Annotated in this window: 24 protein-coding genes; 14 read left to right on the top strand and 10 right to left on the bottom strand. The window is 60.3% G+C overall.

Annotated elements, in window-relative coordinates; genetic code table 11:
- Positions 1-85 precede the first annotated feature (85 nt).
- Positions 86-985, top strand: a complete 900-nt coding sequence (locus OC71_RS01850) for a formate/nitrite transporter family protein (RefSeq protein ID WP_041063451.1) — start codon at positions 86-88, stop codon at positions 983-985.
- Here the strand turns inward: OC71_RS01850 and OC71_RS01845 are convergent, their stop codons facing one another.
- The gene (locus OC71_RS01845) at positions 986-2,251 is read right to left on the bottom strand and encodes a sodium:proton antiporter (protein WP_041063449.1); all 1,266 of its coding nucleotides are present in this window, start codon (positions 2,249-2,251) and stop codon (positions 986-988) included.
- A 151-nt stretch (positions 2,252-2,402) separates the two neighbouring features.
- On the opposite strand from OC71_RS01845, the gene OC71_RS01840 reads away from it, so the two are divergent.
- Positions 2,403-3,236, top strand: coding sequence for an EamA family transporter (locus OC71_RS01840; RefSeq protein WP_041063447.1), 834 nt, complete (start codon positions 2,403-2,405; stop codon positions 3,234-3,236).
- A gap of 39 nt (positions 3,237-3,275) precedes the next feature.
- On the top strand, positions 3,276-3,659 hold the full coding sequence (locus OC71_RS01835) for an MAPEG family protein (RefSeq protein ID WP_027610617.1): 384 nt from the start codon (positions 3,276-3,278) through the stop codon (positions 3,657-3,659).
- Positions 3,660-3,799: 140 nt separating this feature from the next.
- Here the strand turns inward: OC71_RS01835 and OC71_RS01830 are convergent, their stop codons facing one another.
- A complete protein-coding gene (locus tag OC71_RS01830; protein WP_041063445.1) occupies positions 3,800-4,984 on the bottom strand; it encodes a murein transglycosylase A in 1,185 nt (394 codons plus the stop codon).
- A gap of 128 nt (positions 4,985-5,112) precedes the next feature.
- Between OC71_RS01830 and OC71_RS01825 the strand changes: the two genes are divergently transcribed.
- Positions 5,113-5,562 (top strand): cytochrome c, encoded by a 450-nt coding sequence (locus OC71_RS01825; RefSeq protein ID WP_041063443.1) that lies wholly within the window; start codon positions 5,113-5,115, stop codon positions 5,560-5,562.
- 178 nt (positions 5,563-5,740) lie between these two features.
- On the opposite strand, the gene OC71_RS01820 is transcribed toward OC71_RS01825, so the two are convergent.
- From OC71_RS01820 to OC71_RS01805, 4 genes are all read right to left on the bottom strand, one after another.
- The gene (locus OC71_RS01820; protein ID WP_041063442.1) at positions 5,741-6,136 is read right to left on the bottom strand and encodes a DUF1090 domain-containing protein; all 396 of its coding nucleotides are present in this window, start codon (positions 6,134-6,136) and stop codon (positions 5,741-5,743) included.
- Positions 6,137-6,229: 93 nt separating this feature from the next.
- Complete coding sequence (ligB, locus tag OC71_RS01815; protein WP_041063440.1) at positions 6,230-7,906, bottom strand: NAD-dependent DNA ligase LigB; 1,677 nt, start codon at positions 7,904-7,906, stop codon at positions 6,230-6,232.
- A gap of 243 nt (positions 7,907-8,149) precedes the next feature.
- Positions 8,150-9,340: a methionine adenosyltransferase gene (metK, locus tag OC71_RS01810; protein WP_027610621.1), complete on the bottom strand. Its 1,191-nt coding sequence runs from the start codon at positions 9,338-9,340 to the stop codon at positions 8,150-8,152.
- Positions 9,341-9,358: 18 nt separating this feature from the next.
- Positions 9,359-10,354, bottom strand: a complete 996-nt coding sequence (locus OC71_RS01805) for a metalloregulator ArsR/SmtB family transcription factor (protein WP_041063436.1) — start codon at positions 10,352-10,354, stop codon at positions 9,359-9,361.
- 258 nt (positions 10,355-10,612) lie between these two features.
- On the opposite strand from OC71_RS01805, the gene tkt reads away from it, so the two are divergent.
- From tkt to fba, 6 genes are all read left to right on the top strand, one after another.
- The gene (tkt, locus tag OC71_RS01800; protein WP_041063434.1) at positions 10,613-12,610 is read left to right on the top strand and encodes a transketolase; all 1,998 of its coding nucleotides are present in this window, start codon (positions 10,613-10,615) and stop codon (positions 12,608-12,610) included.
- Positions 12,611-12,790: 180 nt separating this feature from the next.
- Entirely contained in the window at positions 12,791-13,849 is a 1,059-nt protein-coding gene (gene epd / locus OC71_RS01795) for an erythrose-4-phosphate dehydrogenase (RefSeq protein WP_041063431.1), read from the top strand.
- A gap of 26 nt (positions 13,850-13,875) precedes the next feature.
- Positions 13,876-15,039, top strand: a complete 1,164-nt coding sequence (locus OC71_RS01790) for a phosphoglycerate kinase (RefSeq protein ID WP_041063429.1) — start codon at positions 13,876-13,878, stop codon at positions 15,037-15,039.
- A gap of 34 nt (positions 15,040-15,073) precedes the next feature.
- Positions 15,074-15,295: a hypothetical protein gene (locus OC71_RS01785; protein WP_007961876.1), complete on the top strand. Its 222-nt coding sequence runs from the start codon at positions 15,074-15,076 to the stop codon at positions 15,293-15,295.
- Positions 15,296-15,352: 57 nt separating this feature from the next.
- Entirely contained in the window at positions 15,353-15,685 is a 333-nt protein-coding gene (locus OC71_RS01780) for an MliC family protein (RefSeq protein WP_041063425.1), read from the top strand.
- A gap of 270 nt (positions 15,686-15,955) precedes the next feature.
- Positions 15,956-17,020 (top strand): class II fructose-bisphosphate aldolase, encoded by a 1,065-nt coding sequence (gene fba / locus OC71_RS01775; protein ID WP_041063423.1) that lies wholly within the window; start codon positions 15,956-15,958, stop codon positions 17,018-17,020.
- A gap of 62 nt (positions 17,021-17,082) precedes the next feature.
- On the opposite strand, the gene OC71_RS01770 is transcribed toward fba, so the two are convergent.
- From OC71_RS01770 to OC71_RS01760, 3 genes are all read right to left on the bottom strand, one after another.
- Positions 17,083-17,334, bottom strand: a complete 252-nt coding sequence (locus tag OC71_RS01770) for a helix-turn-helix domain-containing protein (protein WP_041063421.1) — start codon at positions 17,332-17,334, stop codon at positions 17,083-17,085.
- A gap of 219 nt (positions 17,335-17,553) precedes the next feature.
- Positions 17,554-17,916 carry a DUF6124 family protein gene (locus tag OC71_RS01765; protein ID WP_041063419.1) on the bottom strand — a complete coding sequence of 121 codons (363 nt, stop codon included), beginning with the start codon at positions 17,914-17,916 and terminating at the stop codon, positions 17,554-17,556.
- A 487-nt stretch (positions 17,917-18,403) separates the two neighbouring features.
- Complete coding sequence (locus OC71_RS01760; RefSeq protein WP_041063417.1) at positions 18,404-19,072, bottom strand: polysaccharide lyase family 7 protein; 669 nt, start codon at positions 19,070-19,072, stop codon at positions 18,404-18,406.
- Between the two features lie 334 nt (positions 19,073-19,406).
- Here OC71_RS01760 and OC71_RS01755 point away from each other — a divergent pair, with 334 nt between their 5' ends.
- The 3 genes from OC71_RS01755 to OC71_RS01745 all read left to right on the top strand — a co-directional run bounded on the left by OC71_RS01755 (position 19,407) and on the right by OC71_RS01745 (position 22,433).
- Positions 19,407-21,530 (top strand): bifunctional diguanylate cyclase/phosphodiesterase, encoded by a 2,124-nt coding sequence (locus OC71_RS01755; protein ID WP_041063414.1) that lies wholly within the window; start codon positions 19,407-19,409, stop codon positions 21,528-21,530.
- Positions 21,531-21,573: 43 nt separating this feature from the next.
- Positions 21,574-22,065: a M48 family metallopeptidase gene (locus OC71_RS01750; RefSeq protein ID WP_003229006.1), complete on the top strand. Its 492-nt coding sequence runs from the start codon at positions 21,574-21,576 to the stop codon at positions 22,063-22,065.
- 71 nt (positions 22,066-22,136) lie between these two features.
- Positions 22,137-22,433, top strand: a complete 297-nt coding sequence (locus OC71_RS01745) for a helix-turn-helix domain-containing protein (protein ID WP_007913779.1) — start codon at positions 22,137-22,139, stop codon at positions 22,431-22,433.
- A 123-nt stretch (positions 22,434-22,556) separates the two neighbouring features.
- On the opposite strand, the gene OC71_RS01740 is transcribed toward OC71_RS01745, so the two are convergent.
- Positions 22,557-23,009, bottom strand: coding sequence for a GNAT family N-acetyltransferase (locus OC71_RS01740; RefSeq protein ID WP_041063410.1), 453 nt, complete (start codon positions 23,007-23,009; stop codon positions 22,557-22,559).
- Positions 23,010-23,266: 257 nt separating this feature from the next.
- Between OC71_RS01740 and OC71_RS01735 the strand changes: the two genes are divergently transcribed.
- On the top strand, positions 23,267-24,004 hold the full coding sequence (locus OC71_RS01735) for an ABC transporter substrate-binding protein (protein WP_041063408.1): 738 nt from the start codon (positions 23,267-23,269) through the stop codon (positions 24,002-24,004).
- Positions 24,005-24,113: the final 109 nt, after the last annotated feature.

The raw sequence follows: 24,113 nt of genomic DNA, 5'->3' as shown, positions 1-24,113 counted from the left end.
AAGATCGCAGCCTTCGGAAGCTCCTACAGAACGTATTCCGAACGGCAAGGGTCGTAGCTAAAAGCCCCCACCCGGTTCCCACGCCATGACCACCCCGACAGACGGCAAGACCCCCAATCTCTCGACCGATGAACAACATGAAGTCGAGAAAAACCAGCCGCCTCGCGCAGCGGTTCTGCATGAAATCATCCGCACTCAGGGCGATCAGGAACTGGAGCGCAGCATCGCCGCGTTGTGGTGGTCGGCGCTCGCGGCCGGATTGACCATGGGCCTGTCGCTGATGGGCATGGGCCTGCTCAATTCACGCCTGCCCGAGGGCGACGAATTCAAGGTCATTGCCAGTTTCGGCTACTGTGCCGGTTTCCTCGCGGTGATTCTTGCCCGCCAGCAACTGTTCACCGAAAACACCCTGACCGCCGTCCTCCCGGTGATGACCAAACCGACCCTGGCCAATTTTGGCCGGTTGATCCGCTTGTGGGGCGTCGTCCTGTTCGGCAATTTGTGCGGGACGATTCTGGTGGCGTACGTGATGCTCGAGCTGCCGATCTTTGACACCAAGACCGATCACGCCTTCCTTGAAATCGGCCGCAAGGTCATGGAGAACCACGCCAGCCAGATGTTCGCCAAGGGCATCGTCTCCGGCTGGATGATCGCCACCATGGTCTGGATGATCCCGTCCATGGAGAGCGCGAAGATGTGGATCATCATCCTCATCACTTATCTGATGGCGTTGGGCGACTTCACCCACATCGTGGTCGGTTCGGCAGAAGTCTCGTATCTGGTGTTTGCCGGCGAGTTGCCGTGGAGTGATTTCTGGATGGTGTTTGCCGGTCCGACGCTGGCGGGGAACATCATCGGCGGCAGTTGCATCTTTGCCCTGATCAGCCATGCGCAGATCCGCAGCGAGAGCGGCGCGCCGAAAGAAACTGGCAAAGAGTCTGCGGATCAGGCCAAGAAGCCCGATCCGCAGCAGATCAGAAAATGATCAGTGATGCGCGGGCTCGGCCGCTGTGGCCGGCTCGTCACGGGTGGCGTGCTTGACCAGTTTGCCGATGGTCAGACCCTGCAACAGGATCGACGACAGCACCACGATGTAGGTGATGCTCAGCAGCAGATCGCGCTCCGGGCCCAGCGGCAGGGCCAGCGCCAGTGCCACCGAGACACCACCGCGCAAACCGCCCCAGGTCAGGATGCGGATGGTGCCACGCGGCACTGTGCGCCAACGCCGTAACAGAACGATGGCCGGGGCCACGGTGAGCAGGCGCGACAGCAGGATCGCCAGCGCCAGCAAACTGGCCGCCGCCACATGCGCCCAGTTGAACGGCAGCAGCAACAGCTCCATGCCGATCAGCGCGAACAGCAGGGCGTTGAGCATGTCATCGAGCAGCTCCCAGAAGCCGTCGAGGTACTTGCGGGTCATGTCGTTCATCGCCAGGTTGCGTCCCAGGTTGCCGATGATCAGACCGGCGACCACCATCGCAATCGGCGCCGAAACGTGCAACTCGGTGGCCATCGCCGAACCGCCGATCACCAGCGCCAGGGTCAGCATCACAGTGATCTGATGCTGCTGGACGCTTTTGATCATCCGGTACACCCCATAACCGATCAGCCCGCCGAACAGCACGCCGCCAAGGGCTTCATGAACGAACAGCATGGCCGTGGCGCTGAGAGTCGGCGTCTCACCCAACTGAGCGATGCCCAGCAGCACGGTGAACACCACGACCGCCGTGCCATCGTTGAACAACGACTCGCCGACGATGGTGGTTTTCAGCGGTTTCGAGGCATTGGCGGTACGCAGTACGCCGAGTACCGCGATCGGGTCGGTCGGCGAAATCAGCGCGCCGAACAGCAGGCAGTAGAGGAAGCTCACGTGCCAGCCGAACAGGGCAAAAATGTAATAGGCGAGGCTGCCGATCACGGCGGTGGCAATCAGCACGCCGAACGTCGCCAGCAGGCCGATGGGCCAGCGATAGCTGCGCAAATCGTTGAGGTTGACGTGCAGGGCGCCGGCGAACAGCAGGAACGACAGCATCCAGTTCATCAGCAGGTCGCCGAAGTCGATCTGGCCGATCAGTTGCTGCACGCGTTCTTCGAGGCCGGGGTAGCCGAGCACGCTCAGGCCTTGCAGCAACAGGGAGAACATCAGCGCGGTGACCATGACGCCGATGGTCGGCGGCAGGCCGATGAAGCGGTAATTGACGAAGGTGAGAAGGGTGGTGAGGCAGATAAAAGCGGCTACAAGTTCTAGCATCCGGGCTCCATTGGATGGGGGGAAAGACAGCGCCCCGATTCTTCGGCGCGAACGTTGGATGGGCTGTTTCGGGGTGGGGACACAATCACGTCCCTCGGTTGGTCAGTGGTACGCATTGGTGTAGGGTCAACAAAAAATCAAGGAGTGGGACGTGGCGGCGACAGTTCTGGTGTTGATGGCGGCGCTGTTGCATGCGACGTGGAATACCCTGATCAAGTTCAGTGCCGAACGGCTGTTGGTGGTGGCGTGCATGGACACGGTGGCGCTGTTGTTCGTGGCGCTGGCCTTTCCATTCATCAGCCTGCCACCGGCGCAAATCTGGCCGTGGATTCTGGCGTCGGCAGCATTCGAGCTGCTGTATCGCTATCTGCTGATCCAGGCTTATCGGGTCGGCGACCTCGGGTTGGTCTATCCCTTGATGCGCGGCTTGTCGCCGCTGGTGGTACTGGCGCTGACCCTGATCTTCGCCGGCGAAGTGCTCACCACGCAGCAGATCTTCGGAATCATGCTGATTCCGTTGGGCATGGTCTGCCTGCTCTGGCAGGGCGGTGGTGGTAAACATTTGCCGTGGTCGATGCTGCCGGTGGTGGCGCTGATCGGCTTGTGCATCGGTTGCTACACCTACATCGATGGCCAAGCCTTGCGGCGCTGGTCGCATCCGCTGGATTACCTGGTCTGGGTCACGCTGCTCAGCGCCTGGCCGTTTCCGTTGCTGGCGTGGGTCGCCAAACGCCCGGCATTTCTGGTGTTCTGGCGCGAGCAATGGAAGCTGGGGCTGGCGGTCGGGTTCTGCGTGTTGTTCAGCTACGCTCTGGTGCTATGGGCGATGCAGTTGGGCTCGATTGCCGAAGCGGCAGCGCTGCGTGAAATCAGCGTGATCCTGGTGGTGCTGTTCGGTATGCGTTATCTGAAAGAACCTTTCGGCAGGCCGCGGCTCTTAGCCTGTGGGCTGGTGCTGATCGGCATGCTGGTGATGAAGTTCTGACTGCCCGCCATTTCCAACACTCGAAAAAAGGACGGCGTTATGACGGTGGCTCTGTGGTGTGTATTGATCGCGATTTTCCTGCCGTATGTGTGCACGATTGTGGCCAAGGTCTCGGGCGGTTTCCGGCTCAGTGACAATCATGATCCTCGGGACTTTCTCGATAGCGTGGGCGGCGTCGCCCGACGGGCGCATGCAGCGCAGCTGAACAGCTTCGAAGTGATGCCGGCATTTGCTGCCGCAGTGATTGTTGCGCATCTGGTGGGCACGGCGCAGCTGGTGACAGTGAATGTGCTGGCGGTGCTGTTTATCACCAGTCGCCTGCTGTACATCATCTGCTACCTGGCGGATTGGGCGATCTTGCGGTCGCTGGTGTGGTTTGTCGGGATGGGGCTGATTGCTGCGTTCTTCTTTGTATCTGTCTGATTCTCGGGTGCTGCTGCCGGCCTCTTCGCGGGCAAGCCCGCTCCCACAGGGGGCTTGGGTGTACACAGGATTTGTGCTCGCCATGGATACCTGTGGGAGCGGGCTGGCCCGCGAAGGCAATGGCTCAGGCGCCGAGGCGCTTAAGGTTTGTCCTTAACCGTGTCGGCGACCTGGGGCACTTGCGGCAACGCCGCACCTTTAGGCCAGAGCATCCAGATCTGCCCCTGCTGTTTCATGTCCCCGGCCAGTTGCCCGGCTGCGTCGCCGGTGCCCCAGAACAAGTCCGCGCGCACCTCGCCGGCAATCGCGCCGCCAGTGTCCTGCGCCGCGACCGGGCGAACCAGAGCGGTGCCGTCCGGACGGGTGGTCGACAACCACAGCAGACTGCCCAACGGAATCACCTTGCGATCCACCGCCGCACTGTACCCAGCGGTCAGCGGTACGTTCAGTGAACCACGTGGGCCTTCGTTGCTGTCCGGGTTGCGGGTGAAGAACACATAACTCGGGTTGCTGCCCAACAGCTCCGGAATGCGCGACGGGTTGGCCTTGGCCCAATTGCTGATCGCGCTCATGGTCACGTCTTCTTTCTTCAACTCGCCCTGTTCCACCAGCCAGCGACCGATCGGTCGGTACGGGTGGCCGTTCTGGTCGGCGTAGGCGATGCGCAGTTGTTTGCCGTCCGGTGTCTGAATTCGCCCGGAACCCTGGATCTGCAAAAACTGCAGGTTCATCGGATCGGTCAGGTACGCCACTACCGGGGCTTTGACGCCTTTGGATTCGATGGTTGCGGCGTCGTCATACGGCTTGAGCACCCGGCCTTCGAGGCGACCGCGCAGGCGCTTGCCCTTGAGTTCGGGGTAAATGCTGTCCAGCGACACGATGATCATGTCTTCGGGCACGCCATATACCGGCACGTTGGCTGTTTCGGTGGGGGTCAGGCTGCCGGGGTAGACCGGCTCGTAGTAACCGGTGATCAGGCCGTTGGGGTTGTCGTGTTCGGCGCGCAACCCGAACACATCCAGGTTCTGCTTGAGAAACGCGCGAATTTCGCCGGCGCTCTGCGGCACGTTGGCGGCTGCCGCGCAGGTGCCACCCCAGATCGGATCAGCCTTGAGTCGGGTGCAGGCGCTGCGCCACGAGCCGAAACCGGCGACCAGGTCGCTGTCGGACACCGCCGGCAGGGCTTCCCAGGTGGCGCTGGAATAAGTCGCCAAGGCGTGGGTTTTCGGTTTGGCATTGTCGCCGCCCGTACAGCCAGCAAGGATTGCCAGCAGCGGCAGGGTTGCGATCAGCGGGTGACGCCAGGCCTTGAAACGGCTGTTCATGGAGTGATTCCTGTGCCGGTTGCCCGAGTGCTCCATGCGCTCGGGCAACCCGTATTTTTAATAGGGCTATTGGTGTTTGACGGCGACGCGAGGATACTGGCCGCCGAATTCCGTGACCTGAAGCCACCATGACTCTTAAAAGAATTTCTGTTGTATTGCTGGCCTGTCTGACCTTGTCCGCCTGTGGCGGCGTCGATCCGAATTCGCCGCTGGGTCAACGTAAGGCGATCTTCAAGCAGATGCTCAAGACCGGTGAAGACCTGGGCGGCATGTTGCGCGGACGCATTCCGTTCGACGGGCCGAAATTCGCCGAAGGCGCGGTGAAACTTGATGCGTTGTCCCATGAACCGTGGAAGCATTTCCCGCAGGTGCGCGAAGAAGATCACACCAGCGCCAAGGACGATGTCTGGCTGCGTCAGGCCCGCTTTCAGGAATTGGCCCGTAACCTTGAGGCGGCCACCGGTGAACTGGTGATCGCCAGCAAGGTTCAGCCGTACAAGGCCGGCAACCTGGGACCGGCGGTGCAGAAGGTTGAAGATGCCTGCAGCGCTTGCCATAAAGAGTTTCGGGATCATTGATTGTCTGAGACTGCTGGAAAACTGTGGCGAGGGAGCTTGCTCCCGCTGGGCCGCGAAGCGGCCCCAACCCCACTCAACCGCGCTGTAACAGACTCAAATCGATTGAATGGGGTTACGACGGCTGCGCCGCCCAGCGGGAGCAAGCTCCCTCGCCACAGGACATCGCCCTCAATACGGGTTACTTGTCAATCTGGTCCAGCGCATCCTGCAGTTCTTTGCGCGACTCGGCGAGTTTGTTTTTGCGCTTGTCGATCTTCTCCGGATCACCTTTCTTCATCGCCTTGTCGAGATCAGCCTGACGTTTGCTGACTTCGTGCTTGGCTTCCAGCACCTTGTTTTCGCGTTCTTTCTTCAGGCCGGCATCGGTGCAGTTCTTGGTCACTTCATCCAGAGCGGTTTGCAGACCGGCCTGCTGATCGGTGTTGCCTCGGGATTTGGCTTGTTCGATCTGATTGATGATGCCCTGCTTCTTCGCGGCGCAACCGGTCAGGCCCGGCGCGTCTTCGTCGGCCATCGCAGGTGCGGCCAAAACGCCACAGAGGGTCAGCAAGGCGAGCGGTGCAAGAAATTTCATAAAAGCTCCATGTGCGAAGGCAATCGGGTCGGTGGCACTGCGCTGTTTGAGCGTCTGACGTTCCTTCGGTTCCCGGCTGCCGGAATTGCGTGATCAGAAGCCGTCGATTCCGGCGGCGCGTAATGTGTCACTCAAGGCCAGCACCTGCGGGTCGCGGAAGAATGCGCTCAATTGCGCCGCGCGGCCCGGGCCGATTCCGGCTTCTGCCTGCCATTGTTCGGTGTTGCGTTGTGCCAGCGCCTGCCACGAGTCGGCCAGTTGTGCCTGACCGGTGGGCGGTAAACCCAATGCTTTGAGCCACTGCGTGAACGGTCGTTGGCGGGCGCTGTGAAAACTGTTGATCAGACGTGCGCTGCTGCGCTCGCCGAAGCCGGCAATGTTAGCAAGCTCTGGCTCGTCGAGGGTCAACCAATCCAGCAGGTTGTTCAGGCGGCCTGTTTCCAGAAGTTTCTCCCAGGTGCCGCGCCCGACATTCTGCAGCGCGAGGCCTTGTTTGCCACTGAGCCAGGTCAGGCGCGCGAGAAACTGGCTTTCACAACCGGGTGTCGGTTGCCAGCAACTCAAGGCGTGGAAGTCGCGCGTGTCGGGAATGTCGAGGGCGGCTCGTTCGGTAGTGCGCAGCACCACACTGTCGAGTCGCGGGATGGTCAACCCGGCCAGGCTGATTGCTACTTGATCGCCGGGGCGGATATCCAGCGCCTGCCAGCGCTTGAGTGAACCGGCGCTGACGCGTTTGATCTCGCGGTCATCGAGCATCACCGGCGACAACTCCAATACCGGGGTGATGCGTCCACTGCGGCCGACCTTGAAATTCACTTTGCGCACCTCGGCCAGCGCTCGGGTAAACGGGTATTTCCAGGCGACGGCCCAGTAGGGCGCGCTTGCCTGCCAGCGCTCGGCCGGCGGGCGCTGGCTCTGGCGCAGGACAATGCCGTCGGTGGCGAAGGGCAGAGGTGATCGATACCAATGCTCGCGCCATTTTTGTGCATCGGCAAAGTTGGCGATGGCCTGGCTGAATGGCGCCGTTGCGGCGAATCCCAAGGTTGCCAGCGTCGATATTCTTTCCGGCAGCCTCGCCGGCCCTTGTGGCCAGTCCCAGACAAACAGGCCGATTCCGGCCGCCTGTTCGGCATTCAAGGTTTTGCGGTTCATCAGCCCGGCAACGGTGGCGCGGGCATTGACGCTGCCGGCGCTGGCTTGCACATGTTGCTGCAGGCGCCAATAGAGTTCGCCTTGCACCAGCAAGTCCAGCGGTTGAGTCAGATGTTGCGGAATGGCGCCGATCTTTTGCGCCGATGCTGTCCAGTCCTGACCGCTGATGCCGTCACCGCGACTGATCGCTTGCTGTAACAGGCCGCGACGGTAAATCAGCGTGACGGCCACACCATCGACCTTGGGTTGTACCCAGACATCCTGCCGATTCTTCAACCACGCTTGAACGGCAGCAGCTTCGTGAAGCTTGTCCAGACCGGTGTGGGCGACCGGATGCGCGACGGAGCCAGACACGCTGCGCAACGGTTCGGGCGCTGCGGGCTGCTGGAAGCACTGGCGCCATTGGTTGAGCCGCAGGCGCGATTGATCGTAGAGCTCGTCGGCAATCAGCGAGCGACCTTGGCGGTGGTAGGCGTTGTCCCATTGATCGATCTGCAGTTGCAGGGCCGAGATTTCAGTTTTTGCCCTGCTGGTAGACCAGTCGGGGCAGGCTGAGTAAGCGATCAGAGGGATGAAGCTCAGCAGAACAGCGGAAAACAGGCGCAGCGTGGCAAGCATTTTGAGCGTCCTTGCTCAGGGGGAATGTTTGAAGGCTAGGCGAGGATTGCGGGTCGGGTAGCCTGGGTGTTTTGCGGGGTGTTGCGCAGCGTTAAAGTCAAAAGATCGCAGCCTTCGGCAGCTCCTACAGGGGGATGCGTTGTGTAGGAGCTGCCGAAGGCTGCGATCTTTTAATCCTGGCAAGCATGAAAAAGCCCCGCACGGCGCGAACCGTGCGGGGCTTTTTTTGCAGCCGGGAAGGGCTTACAGACCTGCGGCGGAACGCAGAGCGTCGGCGCGGTCGGTTTTTTCCCAGGTGAAGGTGGAGAAGGTGTCTTCGCCAACCGTCTTGGTCTGCGGAGCACGACCGAAGTGGCCGTAGGCTGCAGTTTCCTGGTACATCGGGTGCAGCAGATCGAGCATGGTGGTGATTGCGTATGGACGCAGGTCGAACACTTCACGCACCAGTTTGATGATCTTGTCATCGCTGATCTTGCCGGTACCGAAGGTGTTCAGCGAGATCGAAGTCGGCTGAGCGACACCGATGGCGTAGGACACCTGGATCTCGCAACGCTCGGCCAGGCCGGCAGCGACGATGTTCTTGGCCACGTAACGGCCAGCGTAGGCCGCCGAACGGTCAACCTTCGATGGATCTTTACCGGAGAACGCGCCACCGCCGTGACGGGCCATGCCGCCGTAGCTGTCGACGATGATCTTGCGACCGGTCAGACCGCAGTCACCTACCGGGCCGCCAATGATGAACTGGCCGGTCGGGTTGATGTGGAACTGGGTGTCTTTGCTCAGCAGTTCGGCAGGCAGCACGTGCTTGACGATCAGCTCCATCACGCCTTCGCGCAGGTCTTTGTACGACACTTCAGGGTTGTGCTGGGTCGACAGTACAACGGCGTCGATACCGACCACCTTGCCGCCTTCGTAACGGCATGTCACTTGCGACTTGGCGTCTGGACGCAGCCACGGCAGCAGACCCGATTTGCGGGCTTCGGCCTGACGCTGCACCAGCTGGTGCGAGAAGGTGATCGGCGCTGGCATCAGCACGTCGGTTTCGTTGCTGGCGTAGCCGAACATCAGGCCCTGGTCGCCGGCACCCTGATCTTCAGGCTTGGCGCGGTCAACACCCTGGTTGATGTCAGGGGACTGCTTGCCGATGATGTTCATCACGCCGCAGGTCGCGCCGTCGAAGCCGACTTCGGAGCTGGTGTAGCCGATGTCGCAGATCACGTCACGAACGATCTGCTCCAGGTCGACCCAGGCGCTGGTGGTCACTTCACCGGCCACGATGGCAACGCCGGTCTTGACCAGGGTTTCCACGGCAACGCGTGCGTGTTTGTCCTGGGCAATAATGGCGTCCAGCACCGCATCGGAAATCTGGTCGGCGATTTTGTCCGGATGTCCTTCAGACACGGACTCGGAGGTGAAGAGGGAGTATTCGCTCATCTCGATGTTTTCCTGAATTTACCGATGGTGAGTGTCGCCAGCCGGTCGCTGAAAGTGGCGAACCTGGATCTGGAAACCATTACGTAAGCCTACATAGAGGCTGTCCCCGGGAACGAGTCCCGCAGCGGTGGCCCAACGGGCCAAATCGTCCTGTTCAAACCCCAACCACAGATCACCGCAGGCCTCCCTGGCCCAACTCTGGTTGTGGCTACATAACTCTGTCACGAGCAGGCTACCGCCCGGTTGCAGCAGGCCGGCCATGTGCTTGAGCGCTTCGGCCGGCGCGGCGAAATGGTGCAACACCATGTTCAGTACCACGCAATCGGCCGTCAGGCTTGTGCCATTCAATGCATCGGCCAATTGCAGGCTGACGTTAGCCAGCCGTTCACGTTCACATACCTGACGCGCCAGTTCGAGCATCGCCGGGCTGTTGTCCAGCGCGGTTACGGTGCCGAAGCGGCGGGCCAGTTCCGGCAGAAAAGCACCATCGCCGGGGCCGACTTCAATGGCCGTGGCAGCACCATTGAAGTTCAGTTTGTCGAGCAGGGCCAGCACGCTGTCGCGGTACTGCGGCAGGCCTGCGATCAAGTCTTGCTGGGCGCGGAATTTCTCTGCGACCCGGGCGAAAAAATCCTGGCTGGCGGCTTCACGTTGTCCGTGGACCTGAGCGATCCGTGCCTGCACGTCCTCCGGCAGCGCCAGATTGTCGACTTCTTCTAACAGTGCTGCATGCAACTTGCCGCCCAGCAATTCAGTGTGGGGCAGGGCGCGGCGATAGAAAATCGCGTTGCCCTCGCGACGCGTCGCTACCAGATCGGCCTGGGCCAGCACCTTGAGGTGGTGGCTCATGCCTGACTGACCAATGCCGAAAATCTGCGCCAGCTCCAGTACACCGAACGAATCGTTGGCCAGCGCGCGCAATACATTCAGGCGCAGCGGGTCGCCACCGGCCTTGCACAGGGCCGCCAGCTCGTCGCAATCGTCATGGCGAATGGAAGGCACGCGTAAGTTCATGGGGCAGCAGTCTAGTGACGGTGGGAAATCGCTGCAAGGGCAATATCAAAAAGTTTTGATATTGCTCGATAGATGGCACTTCTCACTGGCTGGTTAACTCTACAAACGAACAGCGGAAAGGTTTCACCAGACGAAACCGCCGTCCAGCACGGGAAAAACGCCTTCGGATGACTATCTGTCATTGCCCCGAGGCGCTCCGGTGAGGGAAAATGCCCTCCTTTTTTCCGTTCCAATCTATTCACACCCAGGAGATCAGCGATGCCTAGCCGTCGTGAGCGTGCCAACGCCATTCGTGCCCTCAGCATGGATGCCGTGCAAAAAGCCAACAGCGGCCATCCCGGTGCCCCTATGGGTATGGCAGATATCGCCGAAGTACTTTGGCGCGACTACCTCAAGCACAACCCGAGCAACCCGTCGTTCGCCGACCGTGACCGCTTCGTGCTGTCCAACGGCCACGGCTCGATGTTGATCTACTCGCTGCTGCACCTGACCGGTTACGACCTGTCGATTGATGACCTCAAGCAGTTCCGTCAACTGCACAGCCGCACCCCGGGTCACCCGGAATTCGGCTACACCCCGGGCGTCGAAACCACCACCGGCCCGCTGGGTCAGGGTCTGGCCAACGCCGTCGGTTTCGCCCTGGCGGAAAAAGTACTGGGTGCGCAGTTCAACCGTCCTGGCCACAACATCGTTGATCACCACACCTACGTGTTCCTCGGTGATGGCTGCATGATGGAAGGCATTTCCCACGAAGTCGCTTCCCTGGCCGGTACGCTGGGCCTGGGCAAGCTGATCGCCTTCTACGATGACAACGGCATCTCCATCGACGGTGAAGTCGAAGGCTGGTTCACCGATGACACCCCGAAGCGTTTCGAATCCTACAACTGGCAGGTGATCCGCAACGTCGACGGTCACGATCCGGAAGAGATCAAGACTGCCATCGAAACCGCGCGCAAGAGCCCGCTGCCGACCCTGATCTGCTGCAAGACCACCATCGGTTTCGGTTCGCCGAACAAGCAGGGCAAGGAAGACTGCCACGGCGCCCCACTGGGTGACGCGGAAATCGCTCTGACCCGTCAGGCGCTGAACTGGAACCACGGCCCGTTCGAAATCCCTGCAGACATTTATGCCGAGTGGGATGCCAAGGAAAAAGGTCGCGCTGCCGAAGCCGAGTGGGATCAGCGTTTCGCTGCCTACTCCGCGGCGTTCCCGACCGAAGCCAACGAGCTGATCCGTCGTCTGAGCGGCGAACTGCCGGCTGACTTCGCGGAAAAAGCCTCGGCCTACATCGCTGAAGTGGCGGCCAAAGGCGAAACCATCGCCAGCCGTAAAGCCAGCCAGAACACCCTGAACGCGTTCGGCCCGCTGCTGCCGGAACTGCTCGGCGGTTCGGCTGACCTGGCCGGTTCCAACCTGACCCTGTGGAAAGGTTGCAAAGGCGTCAGCGCTGAAGACGCCAGCGGCAACTACATGTACTACGGCGTGCGCGAATTCGGCATGACCGCGATCATGAACGGCGTGTCCCTGCACGGCGGCCTGGTGCCTTACGGCGCAACCTTCCTAATGTTCATGGAATATGCGCGCAACGCGGTGCGCATGTCGGCGCTGATGAAGAAGCGTGTGATCCACGTCTACACCCACGACTCCATCGGTCTGGGCGAAGACGGCCCGACGCACCAGCCGATCGAGCAACTGACCAGCCTGCGCAGCACACCGAACCTCGACACCTGGCGTCCAGCCGATGCCGTTGAATCGGCGGTGGCCTGGAAAAACGCGCTGGAGCGCAAGGACGGTCCATCGGCGCTGATCTTCTCGCGTCAGAACCTGCAGCACCAGGAACGCGATGCCGGCCAGATCGCCGACATCAGCCGCGGTGGCTACGTGTTGAAGGACTGCGCAGGCGAGCCTGAGCTGATCCTGATCGCCACCGGTTCGGAAGTCGGTCTGGCCGTTCAGGCCTACGACAAGCTGACCGGGCAAGGCCGCAAGGTGCGCGTGGTTTCCATGCCGTGCACCAGCGTGTTCGATGCGCAGGACGCCGGCTACAAGCAATCGGTTCTGCCGCTGCAGGTCAGCGCACGTATCGCAATCGAAGCGGCTCACGCCGACTTCTGGTTCAAGTACGTGGGTCTGGAAGGTCGCGTGATCGGCATGACCACCTACGGCGAATCGGCGCCGGCTTCGGCACTGTTCGAAGAATTCGGTTTCACCCTGGACAACATCCTGGGTCAGGCTGAAGAGTTGCTGGAAGACTGAGCCGCAACGCGGTGATCGAGCGGTCACCGCAATTCCCTGTGGGAGCTGGCTTGCCAGCGATAGCGTCCTGTCAGTCAGCGTTTATGTTGAAGCGGATGGCCCTATCGCTGGCAAGCCAGCTCCCACACGGGATGTGTCGCAAATAAGCATTGTGTCTGCCCGCGTACTATCGAGAACCCCATGCCTCAACCGCGTCCCTACAAAGTTGCACTCAACGGCTACGGCCGGATTGGTCGTTGCGTCTTGCGTGCGTTGTTCGAGCGTGGCGAGAAGGCCGGGTTTGAAATTGTCGCGATCAATGATCTGGCGGACATGGCCAGCATCGAATACCTGACACGCTTCGACTCCACCCACGGCCGCTTTCCCGGCGAAGTGCGAGTAGAAGGCGATTGTCTGCATATTAATGGCGACTGCGTGAAGGTCCTGCGCAGCGCCACCCCCGAAGGCATTGACTGGGCGGCGCTGGGCGTCGACCTGGTGCTCGAATGCTCCGGCGCCTACCACACCCGCGAAGACGGCCAGCGCTTCCTCGACGCCGGCGCGCCCCGCGTGCTGTTCTCGCAACCGATGGCCAGCGAGGCGGATGTCGACGCCACCATCGTCTACGGTGTCAATCAGGATTGCCTGACCGGCGATGAACTGCTGGTGTCCAACGCCTCCTGCACCACCAACTGCGGTGTGCCGCTGTTGCGTCTGCTGGACAAGGCGATCGGCCTGGATTACGTGTCGATCACCACGATTCACTCGGCGATGAACGATCAGCCGGTGATCGACGCCTATCACCACGAAGACCTGCGCCGCACCCGTTCGGCGTTCCAGTCGGTGATCCCGGTGTCCACTGGTCTGGCGCGTGGCATCGAGCGCCTGCTGCCGGAACTTGCCGGGCGAATTCAGGCCAAAGCCGTACGCGTGCCGACGGTCAACGTGTCTTGCCTCGACATCACGATGCAGACCGCCACCGCGACCGATGCGGGCGAGGTCAACCGGATCCTGCGTGAAGCCGCCACCAGCGGCCCGCTCAAGGGACTGCTGGCCTACACCGAGTTGCCGCACGCCAGCTGTGATTTCAACCATGACCCACATTCGGCCATCGTCGATGCCAGTCAGACCCGTGTTTCCGGCCCTAAGCTGGTGAACATCCTGGCCTGGTTCGACAACGAATGGGGTTTTGCCAACCGAATGCTGGACGTTGCAGACCACTATCTGCAAACAGCGATTTCAAAAAAACCTGCTCTCTAAGAACAGCTACTCAGGAAGTGCGACCCATGACCGTGTTGAAGATGTCCGACCTCGATCTGCAAGGTAAGCGCGTATTGATCCGCGAAGACCTCAACGTCCCAGTCAAGGACGGTGTTGTCACCAGCGATGCGCGTATCCTGGCTTCGCTGCCGACCATCAAGCTGGCCCTGGAAAAAGGTGCGGCAGTGATGGTGTGTTCGCACCTGGGCCGTCCGACCGAAGGCGAGTTCTCCGCCGAGAACAGCCTCAAGCCAGTCGCTGACTACCTGAGCAAGGCTCTGGGCCGCGAAGTGCCGCTGGTGGCCGATTACCTGGGCGGCGTTGACGTCAAGGCCGGCGACATCGTGCTGTTCGAAAACGTGCGCTTCAACAAGGGCGAGAAAAAGAACGCCGACGACCTGGCCCAGCAATACGCCGCCCTGTGCGACGTGTTCGTGATGGACGCCTTCGGCACAGCGCACCGCGCTGAAGGTTCGACGCATGGTGTTGCCAAGTTCGCTAAAGTCGCGGCTGCTGGCCCGCTGCTGGCCGCTGAGCTGGATGCACTGGGCAAGGCGCTGGGCGCACCGGCCAAGCCAATGGCTGCGATCGTTGCCGGCTCTAAGGTGTCGACCAAACTCGACGTCCTCAACAGTCTGAGCCAGATCTGCGATCAACTGATCGTCGGTGGCGGCATCGCCAACACTTTCCTGGCTGCCGCCGGTCACCCGGTCGGCAAGTCGCTGTATGAGCCGGACCTGCTGGACACCGCACGCACCATCGCTGCCAAGGTCAGCGTGCCGCTGCCGGTGGACGTGGTGGTTGCCAAAGAATTCGCCGAAAGCGCCGAAGCCACCGTCAAGCTGATCGCTGACGTTGCCGCTGACGACATGATTCTGGACATCGGCCCGCAAACCGCGGCCAACTTCGCCGAACTGCTGAAATCGTCGAAAACCATTCTGTGGAACGGCCCGGTCGGCGTGTTTGAATTCGACCAGTTCGGCAACGGCACCAAGGTGTTGGCCCAGGCCATCGCTGACAGCGCCGCGTTCTCCATTGCCGGCGGTGGCGACACCCTGGCGGCCATCGATAAATATGGCGTGGCCGAGCAAATCTCCTACATTTCCACCGGTGGCGGCGCGTTCCTCGAATTCGTCGAAGGCAAGGTGCTGCCGGCCGTTGAAGTCCTGGAAAGCCGGGCCAAGGCCTGAGGCCGCCCGTTTGGCCAGGCAAAGGAGTGTTCAGATGGTCAAGTCGTTAGCGCTGTTGTTGCTGACCGGTACGCTGGCGGCCTGCGGGAGTAACCCGAAGGCCGAGGCGACACCTGCGCCGGATGCGGCACAGAAAGGCTGCTACCAGGCCGACTGGCAGGCCGAAACCAACCCGGTGCTGAACAAGCGCTCGGGGCCGGACGGTCTGGACAAATACGAGACGCAAACCCCGGCCAAGGAACATGGTTGTCCTTGACCGGTCTGACTCTTTAACGCAGGGCTGGCGGCGTTGGCTGTCAGTCGAGGAACACGGATGAAAGGCTTGATCGCCATTGCGGCGTTGGCATTGTTGGGCGGTTGCGCGCAGATGAACCTGTTTCAGTCGTCCGCACCTGCGGACAACTGGACCACCTGGACCTGCGACAGTCAGGCCAAAGTGCTGTGGCGCTACGCCGATGCCGGCCAGAAAGAAGTCGATGTTCGACTGGGCGGCGGTGATCAGGTCTATCGCCTGAAAGAAGAGCCGGGCGCCTCGGGCGTGCTGTACAGCGACGGCATGCTGGCATTTCATGTCAAGGGTGACGAAGGCCTGGTGTACTGGGTCGCCACCAATGACCTGATCGGTCGCGGCTGCAAGGCGCAGTAATTGACACACCATAGATCTAATGTGGCAGCGGATCCCAATGTGGGAACGAGCTTGCTCGCGAAAGCGTTGGTTCAGCTTGCAGTTGTGTTGAATGTTGGAATGCATTCGCGAGCAAGCTCGCTCCCACAGAGTTCTGCGTAGTTCTTGAGAATTTGCTTTATCGAATCACCAGACCGGGCTTCGACCCCCGATCTGCAATCACTTGAATAGCCGCCGCCGCTCCGGCAGGCTGGCACGATTAACGACCCTCAACCGGGAGAGACACACACAATGGCACTTATCAGCATGCGCCAGATGCTGGACCACGCAGCCGAGTTCGGCTACGGCGTTCCAGCCTTCAACGTCAACAACCTTGAGCAGATGCGCGCCATCATGGAAGCCGCTGACAAGACTGACTCCCCGGTGATCGTCCAGGCTTCGGCCGGCGCTCGCAAATACGCCGGCGCGCCGTTCCTGCGTCACCTGATCCTGGCCGCGATCGAAGAATTCCCGCACATCCCGGTGTGCATGCACCAGGACCACGGCACCAGCCCTGACGTCTGCCAGCGCTCGATTCAACTGGGCTTCAGCTCGGTCATGATGGACGGCTCCCTCGGCGAAGACGGCAAGACCCCGACCGACTACGACTACAACGTCCGTGTGACCCAACAAACCGTCGCCATGGCTCACGCCTGCGGCGTTTCGGTTGAAGGCGAGCTGGGCTGCCTGGGTTCGCTGGAAACCGGCATGGCCGGTGAAGAAGACGGCATCGGCGCTGAAGGCGTTCTGGATCACAGCCAGATGCTGACCGACCCGGAAGAAGCCGCTGACTTCGTCAAGAAGACTCAGGTCGACGCCCTGGCCATCGCCATCGGCACCAGCCACGGCGCCTACAAGTTCACCAAGCCACCTACCGGTGACGTGCTGGCGATCGACCGCATCAAGGAAATCCACAAGCGCATCCCGAACACCCACCTGGTGATGCACGGTTCCTCGTCCGTGCCACAAGAGTGGCTGGCGATCATCAACCAGTACGGCGGCGACATCAAAGAAACCTACGGCGTACCGGTTGAAGAAATCGTCGAAGGCATCAAGTACGGCGTGCGCAAGGTCAACATCGACACCGACCTGCGCCTGGCATCCACCGGTGCCATGCGTCGTCTGATGGCCACCAACCCGAGCGAATTCGATCCACGTAAATTCTTCGGCGCAACCGTGACGGCGATGCGTGATGTGTGCATCGCTCGTTATGAAGCGTTCGGTACTGCCGGTAATGCTTCGAAGATCAAGCCGATCTCGCTGGAAGCGATGTTCCAGCGTTATCTGAAGGGTGAGTTGAACGCTAAGGTGAACTAAGCCTGGGTGTTGAGCTGCTTTTATGAAAAACCCGCCGAGAGGCGGGTTTTTTGTGGGCGTAGTTAAACAAATATTTCCGCTAGCTCTTCAAGCGTAGGCATCACTGCCGGAACGACGGTGAACTCACAATCCAGAGCGGCAATAACACGTGCATAAGCGTTCATGCCCACGGAGAGGGTGCCTTTCTCTATAGCGATGACTTTGTATGGCGTAACTCTCGCGAGGTCGGCGAGTTGCGCTTGCGTTAGTCCGCGCTCCCTACGCTTTATGCGTAATTGGGTGGCGAGGCGGCTCATTAATAGAACGTGATCCATCTACTGTCTCTGTAACTTTCAAAGTTAAATGGCGTAAACGCTGCATTTGATCGTTATGAGTCCGCTCGGCGCGCGTCCGCGTCTACTCGATCCCCAGGCTTTGTTTCAAGCTGCTTGCGCCGCCTTCTGCAGAGTGGCACTTCACAAGGCACAGCTAGGTGAATGGCACCTGTAATGGAAGTTTGGAAGATTTTTCGACGAAAAGTCCGTTATCAGGGACTACTCCTTCAGTTCAACGTGATCCAGTGCCTGATTTACCGCCAATTCACCGAGCATGACCACCTGTGCGATACCCAGCGCAGTCTTGCGGTGGGAGGTATCGAGTGTTGCGGCGAAGTTGTTGAGCATTTCGCTGGCTGAACCCAGGGTTTCGCTGGCGTTGGCCAGCAGAGATTCGGTGTTGTACTTCGGGTTGGCGAGGTACATGGACTCGGGTTCGCAGGTGCTGGTCATGATGTGTGCGGCCGGGTTGAGGTAGTGGTCGAGGGCGCGCTCGGCGGCGTCGTGGAGCTTTCTTGAGTCGAGGGATTCGTAGGGGGAGGCCAGGTCGGTGGCTGGCGGGTGAGGCGTTGATTTGGTCATGTCTCGTCTCCGGTAAATGGAGCCGGCACCGGATCGCTACTAAACGAAGGGGTGGCAGCTGAACGCAGGTTAGTAGACCGGGGAGACGCGACCGGCGCACCCGAAGGCGCCCTGCGTACAGCTACCATCAAGCGCGGATGAATGTCCGACTGAATGGTGCCAATGCGCATCGCGTAACCTCGGGCTACTAAACCCGATCACTGGAAATCAGTGACGCGAATCAAGTTACCGATGGCCCTCCAGGCGCACAAGCCGGCGGATTCTGGCGTAGCTGTAGGTATCCACGCAAGTTGTTGTAGGCATCGGGAAGTAACCGCCGAGCGATTTAAACAACACCGTTTAAAGGATGTCCGACTGGCAATAAATAACACTGTGGCGAGGGAGCTTGCTCCCGCTGGACTGCGCAGCAGGCCTCGCTTTTTTAGGGCCGCTGCGCGCCCCAGCGGGAGCAAGCTCCCTCGCCAAAGGGATTTGTGCCAATGAAGCCTTATTTGTCGTGGTCGATGTCGAGTTTGCTGAAGGTGACCTGGCCGCCTTCGCTGGTGTAGCCGGTGTTGTCCTGCACATATACCCCGGCCTTGAAGTACAACGGCTTGTTGCGCCAGGTCGCGCTGATCTGTGAATCCCACTGGTAACCCGCCGCGCTCACGCCGAGTGCGCCGCCGGGGCTGAGGTGGATCAGGTAGTTGAATTCGCGATCCAGCTTGATCCCGGTGGCGAGGGTGATGACGCGGCTTTCCTTGTCGTCGGGGTGCATGCGGACCTTGATCACCAGGTTGCCGTTCTGGGTTTTTTCCTTGTACTGGTATTCGAGCTTGACCATCGGGCGCTGGCTTTCATAAGCGTGGATCTGGCCGATGACGATCTTGCCGGAGCTGGGCACTTTGTTCACGGCGAGGGTCGCGCGCAGGGTGTTGTCGGCGTCGGGGTAGTACCAGTTGCGCAGGGAGCCGTTGCTGAAGGTTTCGCGCAGTTCGGTGCGCGGGTAAATGGCGTTTTCGGTTTTTGACCCGGTCACCGGCGACCAGAAGAACAAGGTGCCGGTGTCGGAATGGAAGTACTGATCCTTGAAGCCATTCACCAGTTTGGAGGTTTCGACGGTGTACGGCGGACTGCCGACGGGAACGCTGAGGTTCCAGGTTGCGAGATCGATCATGTCGGTTCTTCCACTCAATTTTCCTGTACGCGAGTGCCAGAAGCTCTAGCCCGCGCTTTTTCGGGCGGCAGTTATAAGCGTAGAGGTGTTTTTTGTTAACGCCCGTTTGGCAGATGATTGGCGTCAACATCCTGTCGAAATGCCATCTGTGCCGGTTTTCGGGGGCTGCAGGGGTGACCGTTAGTCGGTAAATTACAGCTTTGGCTAAATGATGGCGGCGTGGCAGCTTCTGCTTTCACAGATCCGGGACTAGAGTGATGGCTCAGTAACTGTACGGTTTTCACAAAAAACCGGCCGATAGTCCGACAAGAGATGTCCCGACAAGAGAAGCAGCATGGAATGCGCGCAACCCCAGCCAGGTGAAGGCAGCTCTGTCCTTTTGATCGTTGATGACTACCCTGAAAACCTGATCAGCATGCGCGCGTTGCTGCAGCGTCAGGATTGGCACGTCATGACCGCCGCCTCCGGTTTCGAGGCGCTCAATCTGCTGCTCGAACACGACGTCGATCTGGTGCTGCTGGACGTGCAGATGCCGGGCATGGACGGCTTCGAAGTCGCGCGGCTGATGCGCGGCAGCCAGCGCACGCGTCTCACGCCGATCATTTTCCTTACCGCCAACGAGCAATCACAGGACGCCGTGATCAAGGGTTACGCCAGTGGCGCGGTGGATTACCTGTTCAAGCCGTTCGATCCGCAGATCCTCAAGCCGAAAGTCCAGGCATTGCTCGAACACCAGCGCAACCGCCGCGCCTTGCAGCGTCTGAGTCATGATCTGGAACTCGCGCGGGCCTTCAATGCCTCGGTGCTGGACAACGCGGCGGAAGGCATTCTGGTGCTCGGCGAGGACGGCCTGATCCGCTTCGCCAACCCAGCGATTTCGCGATTGCTGAATGCGCCGGTGAAAGAGCTGGAGGGCAAGGAATTTCTCGATTTTCTGCAGAAACCGCATATCCCGCTATGGGCCGGTTCCGAGTTGCTGGCCGGCTATAAACGCGGTGAGACCTTGCGTCTGCACGATGCGTTGTTGCGCACGGCACCGGGGCAGCAGGTGCCGGTGGCGTTGTCCTGTGCGCCGTTGCCCGCCGAGCAGCGGGCGATGGTGGTGACGGTGCTGGACATGTCGGTGGTACGTCACCTGCATCAGCAGCTGGAATTTCAAGCGGTCACCGATCCGCTGACCGGTCTGCTCAATCGCCGGGGCTTTTATCAGACGGTGGAAAACCTGCTGCTGCGCGGTGAACGCAGCGACAGCAGTTGGGTGCTGCTGTATCTGGATCTGGATGGCTTCAAACGGGTCAACGATTCCCTTGGCCACGATGCCGGCGACCGGGTGCTGCGCTGGGTCTCCGAGCAGTTGAAAGCCTGTCTGCGACCGTTCGACATTCTCGCGCGCATGGGCGGTGACGAGTTCACCGCGTTGCTCGATCTGGAGTTTCCCGAGCAGGCCGCAAAAATTGCCGAGAAGCTCATCGAACGGGTGTCGATCTGTCAGCAGATCGAAGGACTGGACATCGCTCTTGGCGCGAGTATCGGCATCGCCACTTACCCGGACTGCGGCGCGAACCTCGACGGTTTGCTGCGCGCCTCCGACATCGCCATGTATGAAGCCAAGCGCGCCGGGCGTCAGCAATATCGTTTTTATGATCACGAAATGAACGGCCGCGCCCGCTCGCGACTGATGCTCGAAGAGAGCGTGCGCAACGCCATCGAGAACCGGGATTTCAATCTGGTGTATCAGCCGCAAGTGGCGATCGACAGCGGGCAGATCCGCGGTTTCGAGGCGTTGCTGCGCTGGCAGCACCCGAGCGTCGGCGATGTGCCGCCGGGGTTGTTCCTGCCATTGCTGGAGGAAGCACGGCTGATCAGTCGGCTCGGCAGCTGGATCTATCACCGTGGCGCCGGTCAGCGCAAAGCCTGGGAAACCCTGTTCGCCGAGGATCTGGTGCTCGGCGTGAGTTTGAGCAACACCCAGTTCGGCCTGCCGAATCTGGTCACCGAATTGCGTCAGGTGCTGGAGCGGCATTCGCTGCAGCCGCGGCAACTGGAGGTGGAAGTCACCGAAGACGCGCTGATGCACAACCCCGACGAGACCCGCAAACAGTTGCGCCTGCTGCGTAATCTCGGGGTGCGGGTGGCGCTGGATGACTTTGGTTCGGGCCCGTGTTCGCTGGCGTATCTGCGTGATCTGGAGCTGGATACGCTCAAGCTGGATCGACACCTGATTGCGCGGCTGCCGGACTCGACGCGCGACGCGGCGCTGGTCAGCAACGTGATCAATCTGTGCAAACAGTACGGTTTGCTGGTGATCGCCGAAGGCGTGGAAACCGTTGAACAGTATCAATGGCTGCAGGCGCATGGCTGCGAATACGTGCAGGGTTTCCTGGTGGCGCGTCCGCTGACCTCCGAGGACGCCGTCAGCTTTGCCAAACCCTTTGACTGGAGCGCGCTGCCGGTTTGAATTCGCTACACTGGCGCTCTTTTCGAACCGTGCTGCCGTGTCCATGACTGCGTTGAAATACCTCCAGGCCTATCCCGCGCAACTGCAGGATCAGGTGCGCCAACTGATCGCCGAACAGCGTCTGGGTGACTACCTGAGCCAACGCTATCCCGGACGTCACGATGTGCAGAGCGACAAGGCGCTGTACAGCTACGCGCTGGACCTGAAGCAGGAATACCTGCGTAACGCGCCGGCCATCGACAAAGTGCTGTTCGACAACCGCCTCGACCTGACGCATCGCGCGCTGGGCCTGCACACCACGGTCTCAAGGGTGCAGGGCGGCAAGCTCAAAGCCAAGAAAGAGATTCGCATCGCCTCGTTGTTCAAGGAGGCGGCGCCGGAGTTCCTGAAGATGATCGTCGTGCATGAACTGGCGCACTTCAAGGAATCGGACCACAACAAGGCTTTCTACAAATTGTGCGAACACATGCTGCCGGGGTATCACCAGGTCGAGTTCGACTTGAGGGTGTACCTGACGTGGCGGGATTTGCAATGAAGATCAAAAGATCGCATTCCAACTGTAGGAGCTGCCGCAGGCTGCGATCTTTTAACGTTGGGAGTGTTTAGATGGACGTAAGCAAGACCAAAAGCAGCTTTTACCGGCGCCTGTACGTGGCCTACCTGATCGACAGCGGCCTGGCCCCGAGCGTCCCGACGCTGACCGAAGTGACCGGCATGCCCCGGCGCACGGCGCAGGACACGATCGCCGCGCTGGCGGATCTGGATATCGTCTGTGAGTTCGAGCAGGAAGAGGGCGCGCGCAACCATGCCGGGCGCTATCGGATTCGCGAGTGGGGGGCGATTGATCGCGGGTGGATCGAGCGCAATCTGCGGCAGATCAAAGCTGTGCTGGAGTATCCCTGAGTTTTGCAGTGTTTGAGCTGACGCAATCGCTGGCAAGCCAGCTCCCACAAGGGTCTCCAGTCAACACGGTTGTTGTGAGCAACGGATGAACCTGTGGGAGCTGGCTTGCCAGCGATGAGGGCCTCAGGGACGACGCATGCCTATGTGCGGAATGTCATCCTCCAGATACTCCTCACCCACCACCACAAACCCGTACCTGCCGTAATACCCCTGCAAATGCGCCTGCGCCGACAGGTAGATCGGCACCTGCGGCCAATGCTTCTCGGCCTGTTTCAGCGCCTGCTCCATCATCTCGTGCCCCAGCCCCTTGCCGCGGCCCTGTGGCGCAATGATCACGCGGCCGATCACCACGTCACCGCCCTGGGATTCTGGATCGAGCAGGCGCAGATAGGCCATCAACTGATCGTCTTCCCAGCCCATCAAATGGTGGGTATCGCCGTCCAGATCCTGGCCGTCGAGGTCTGGGTAGGCGCATTGCTGTTCGACCACAAATACGTCCGAGCGCAGTTTCAGCAGTGCGTATAACTGCTCTTTGCCCAGATCGCTGTGATGCTTGCAGATCCACTCGATTGTCATTTTCCGACTCCTTGAACTCCGTCGCCCGATACTAAGTGCACAGGCGCTGAATGTCTGTATGGCGGAAGAGTCTGTGACAAAGGTCAAAATGCCATCATTCCTTTCTCGCGGTGGCGGCCGCTTTGTGTAATCTGCTGGAAAGCGCTGTGCACTGGCTTCAATGAGCTACTGTTAGGGCCTGGGTTTCGCCGGTACGGGGCCTTGGGGTTTTGACTGGAAAACACGCCGGGCCAACCGCCCGCTAAGGATTTTCAAGCATGCCGCGACTGCATCGAGCCTTTGCCTTGATCGGACTGCTCTTGCTGGCCCAACCCGCCGCTGCGGACAAGCTGCGACTGGTGTTTGATATCTGGCCACCCTTTACCGACGACACCCTGGTCAACGGTGGCCTGGCCACCGACATCGTCAGCACCGCGCTGGCGCGGGCCGGTTATGCCAGCGACTATGAACAGGTACCTTGGGCGAGGGCACTGCTGGGTGTGGGCGAAGGACGATACGACGTGCTGGTCAACGCCTGGTACAACGACGAACGGACCAAAATCGGCCAGTTCTCTGGCGAATACCTGCTCAACCGCATCCGCTTTCTCAAGCGCAAGGACACTCCGCTCGAATACAACAGCCTGGAGCAACTGCACACCTACCCGGTGGCGGTGGTGCGCGGTTATGCCTACTCGCAGGCGTTCGATGCCGACACGGCGTTGCAGAAAGTACCGGTGCACAACTTTGCAATGGCGGTGCGCATGCTGGCGGCGGATCGGGTCAAGCTGACGCTGGAAGATGAGTATGTCGCACGCTATTACCTGGCGCGCGAATCACCCAAGGTACGCAACGCCGTGGAGTTCCTGCCCAAGCCGTTGAGCGAGAACAGCCTGCATATTCTGGTGAGCCTGAAGAACCCCGAGCATGAGCAGATTGTGGCCGGGTTCGACAAGGCGATTGCGGCGATGAAGGCGGATGGCAGTTATGACAAGTTGCTGAGGCAGCATGGGATGTGAGCATCTGATCCCGGAGTTGCGTTGTTGCTGATGCCCTCATCGCTGGCAAGCCAGCTCCCACAGGTATTGCGGTGTACACAAATCATGTAGGAGCTGGCTTGCCAGCGAT

The organism is Pseudomonas sp. W15Feb9B, from assembly GCF_000828175.1.
Classification (GTDB): Bacteria; Pseudomonadota; Gammaproteobacteria; order Pseudomonadales; family Pseudomonadaceae; genus Aquipseudomonas; species Aquipseudomonas parakoreensis.
The sequence above is the reverse complement of the archived record's forward strand: the minus strand, read 5'-3'. Positions and strand labels throughout refer to the sequence as shown.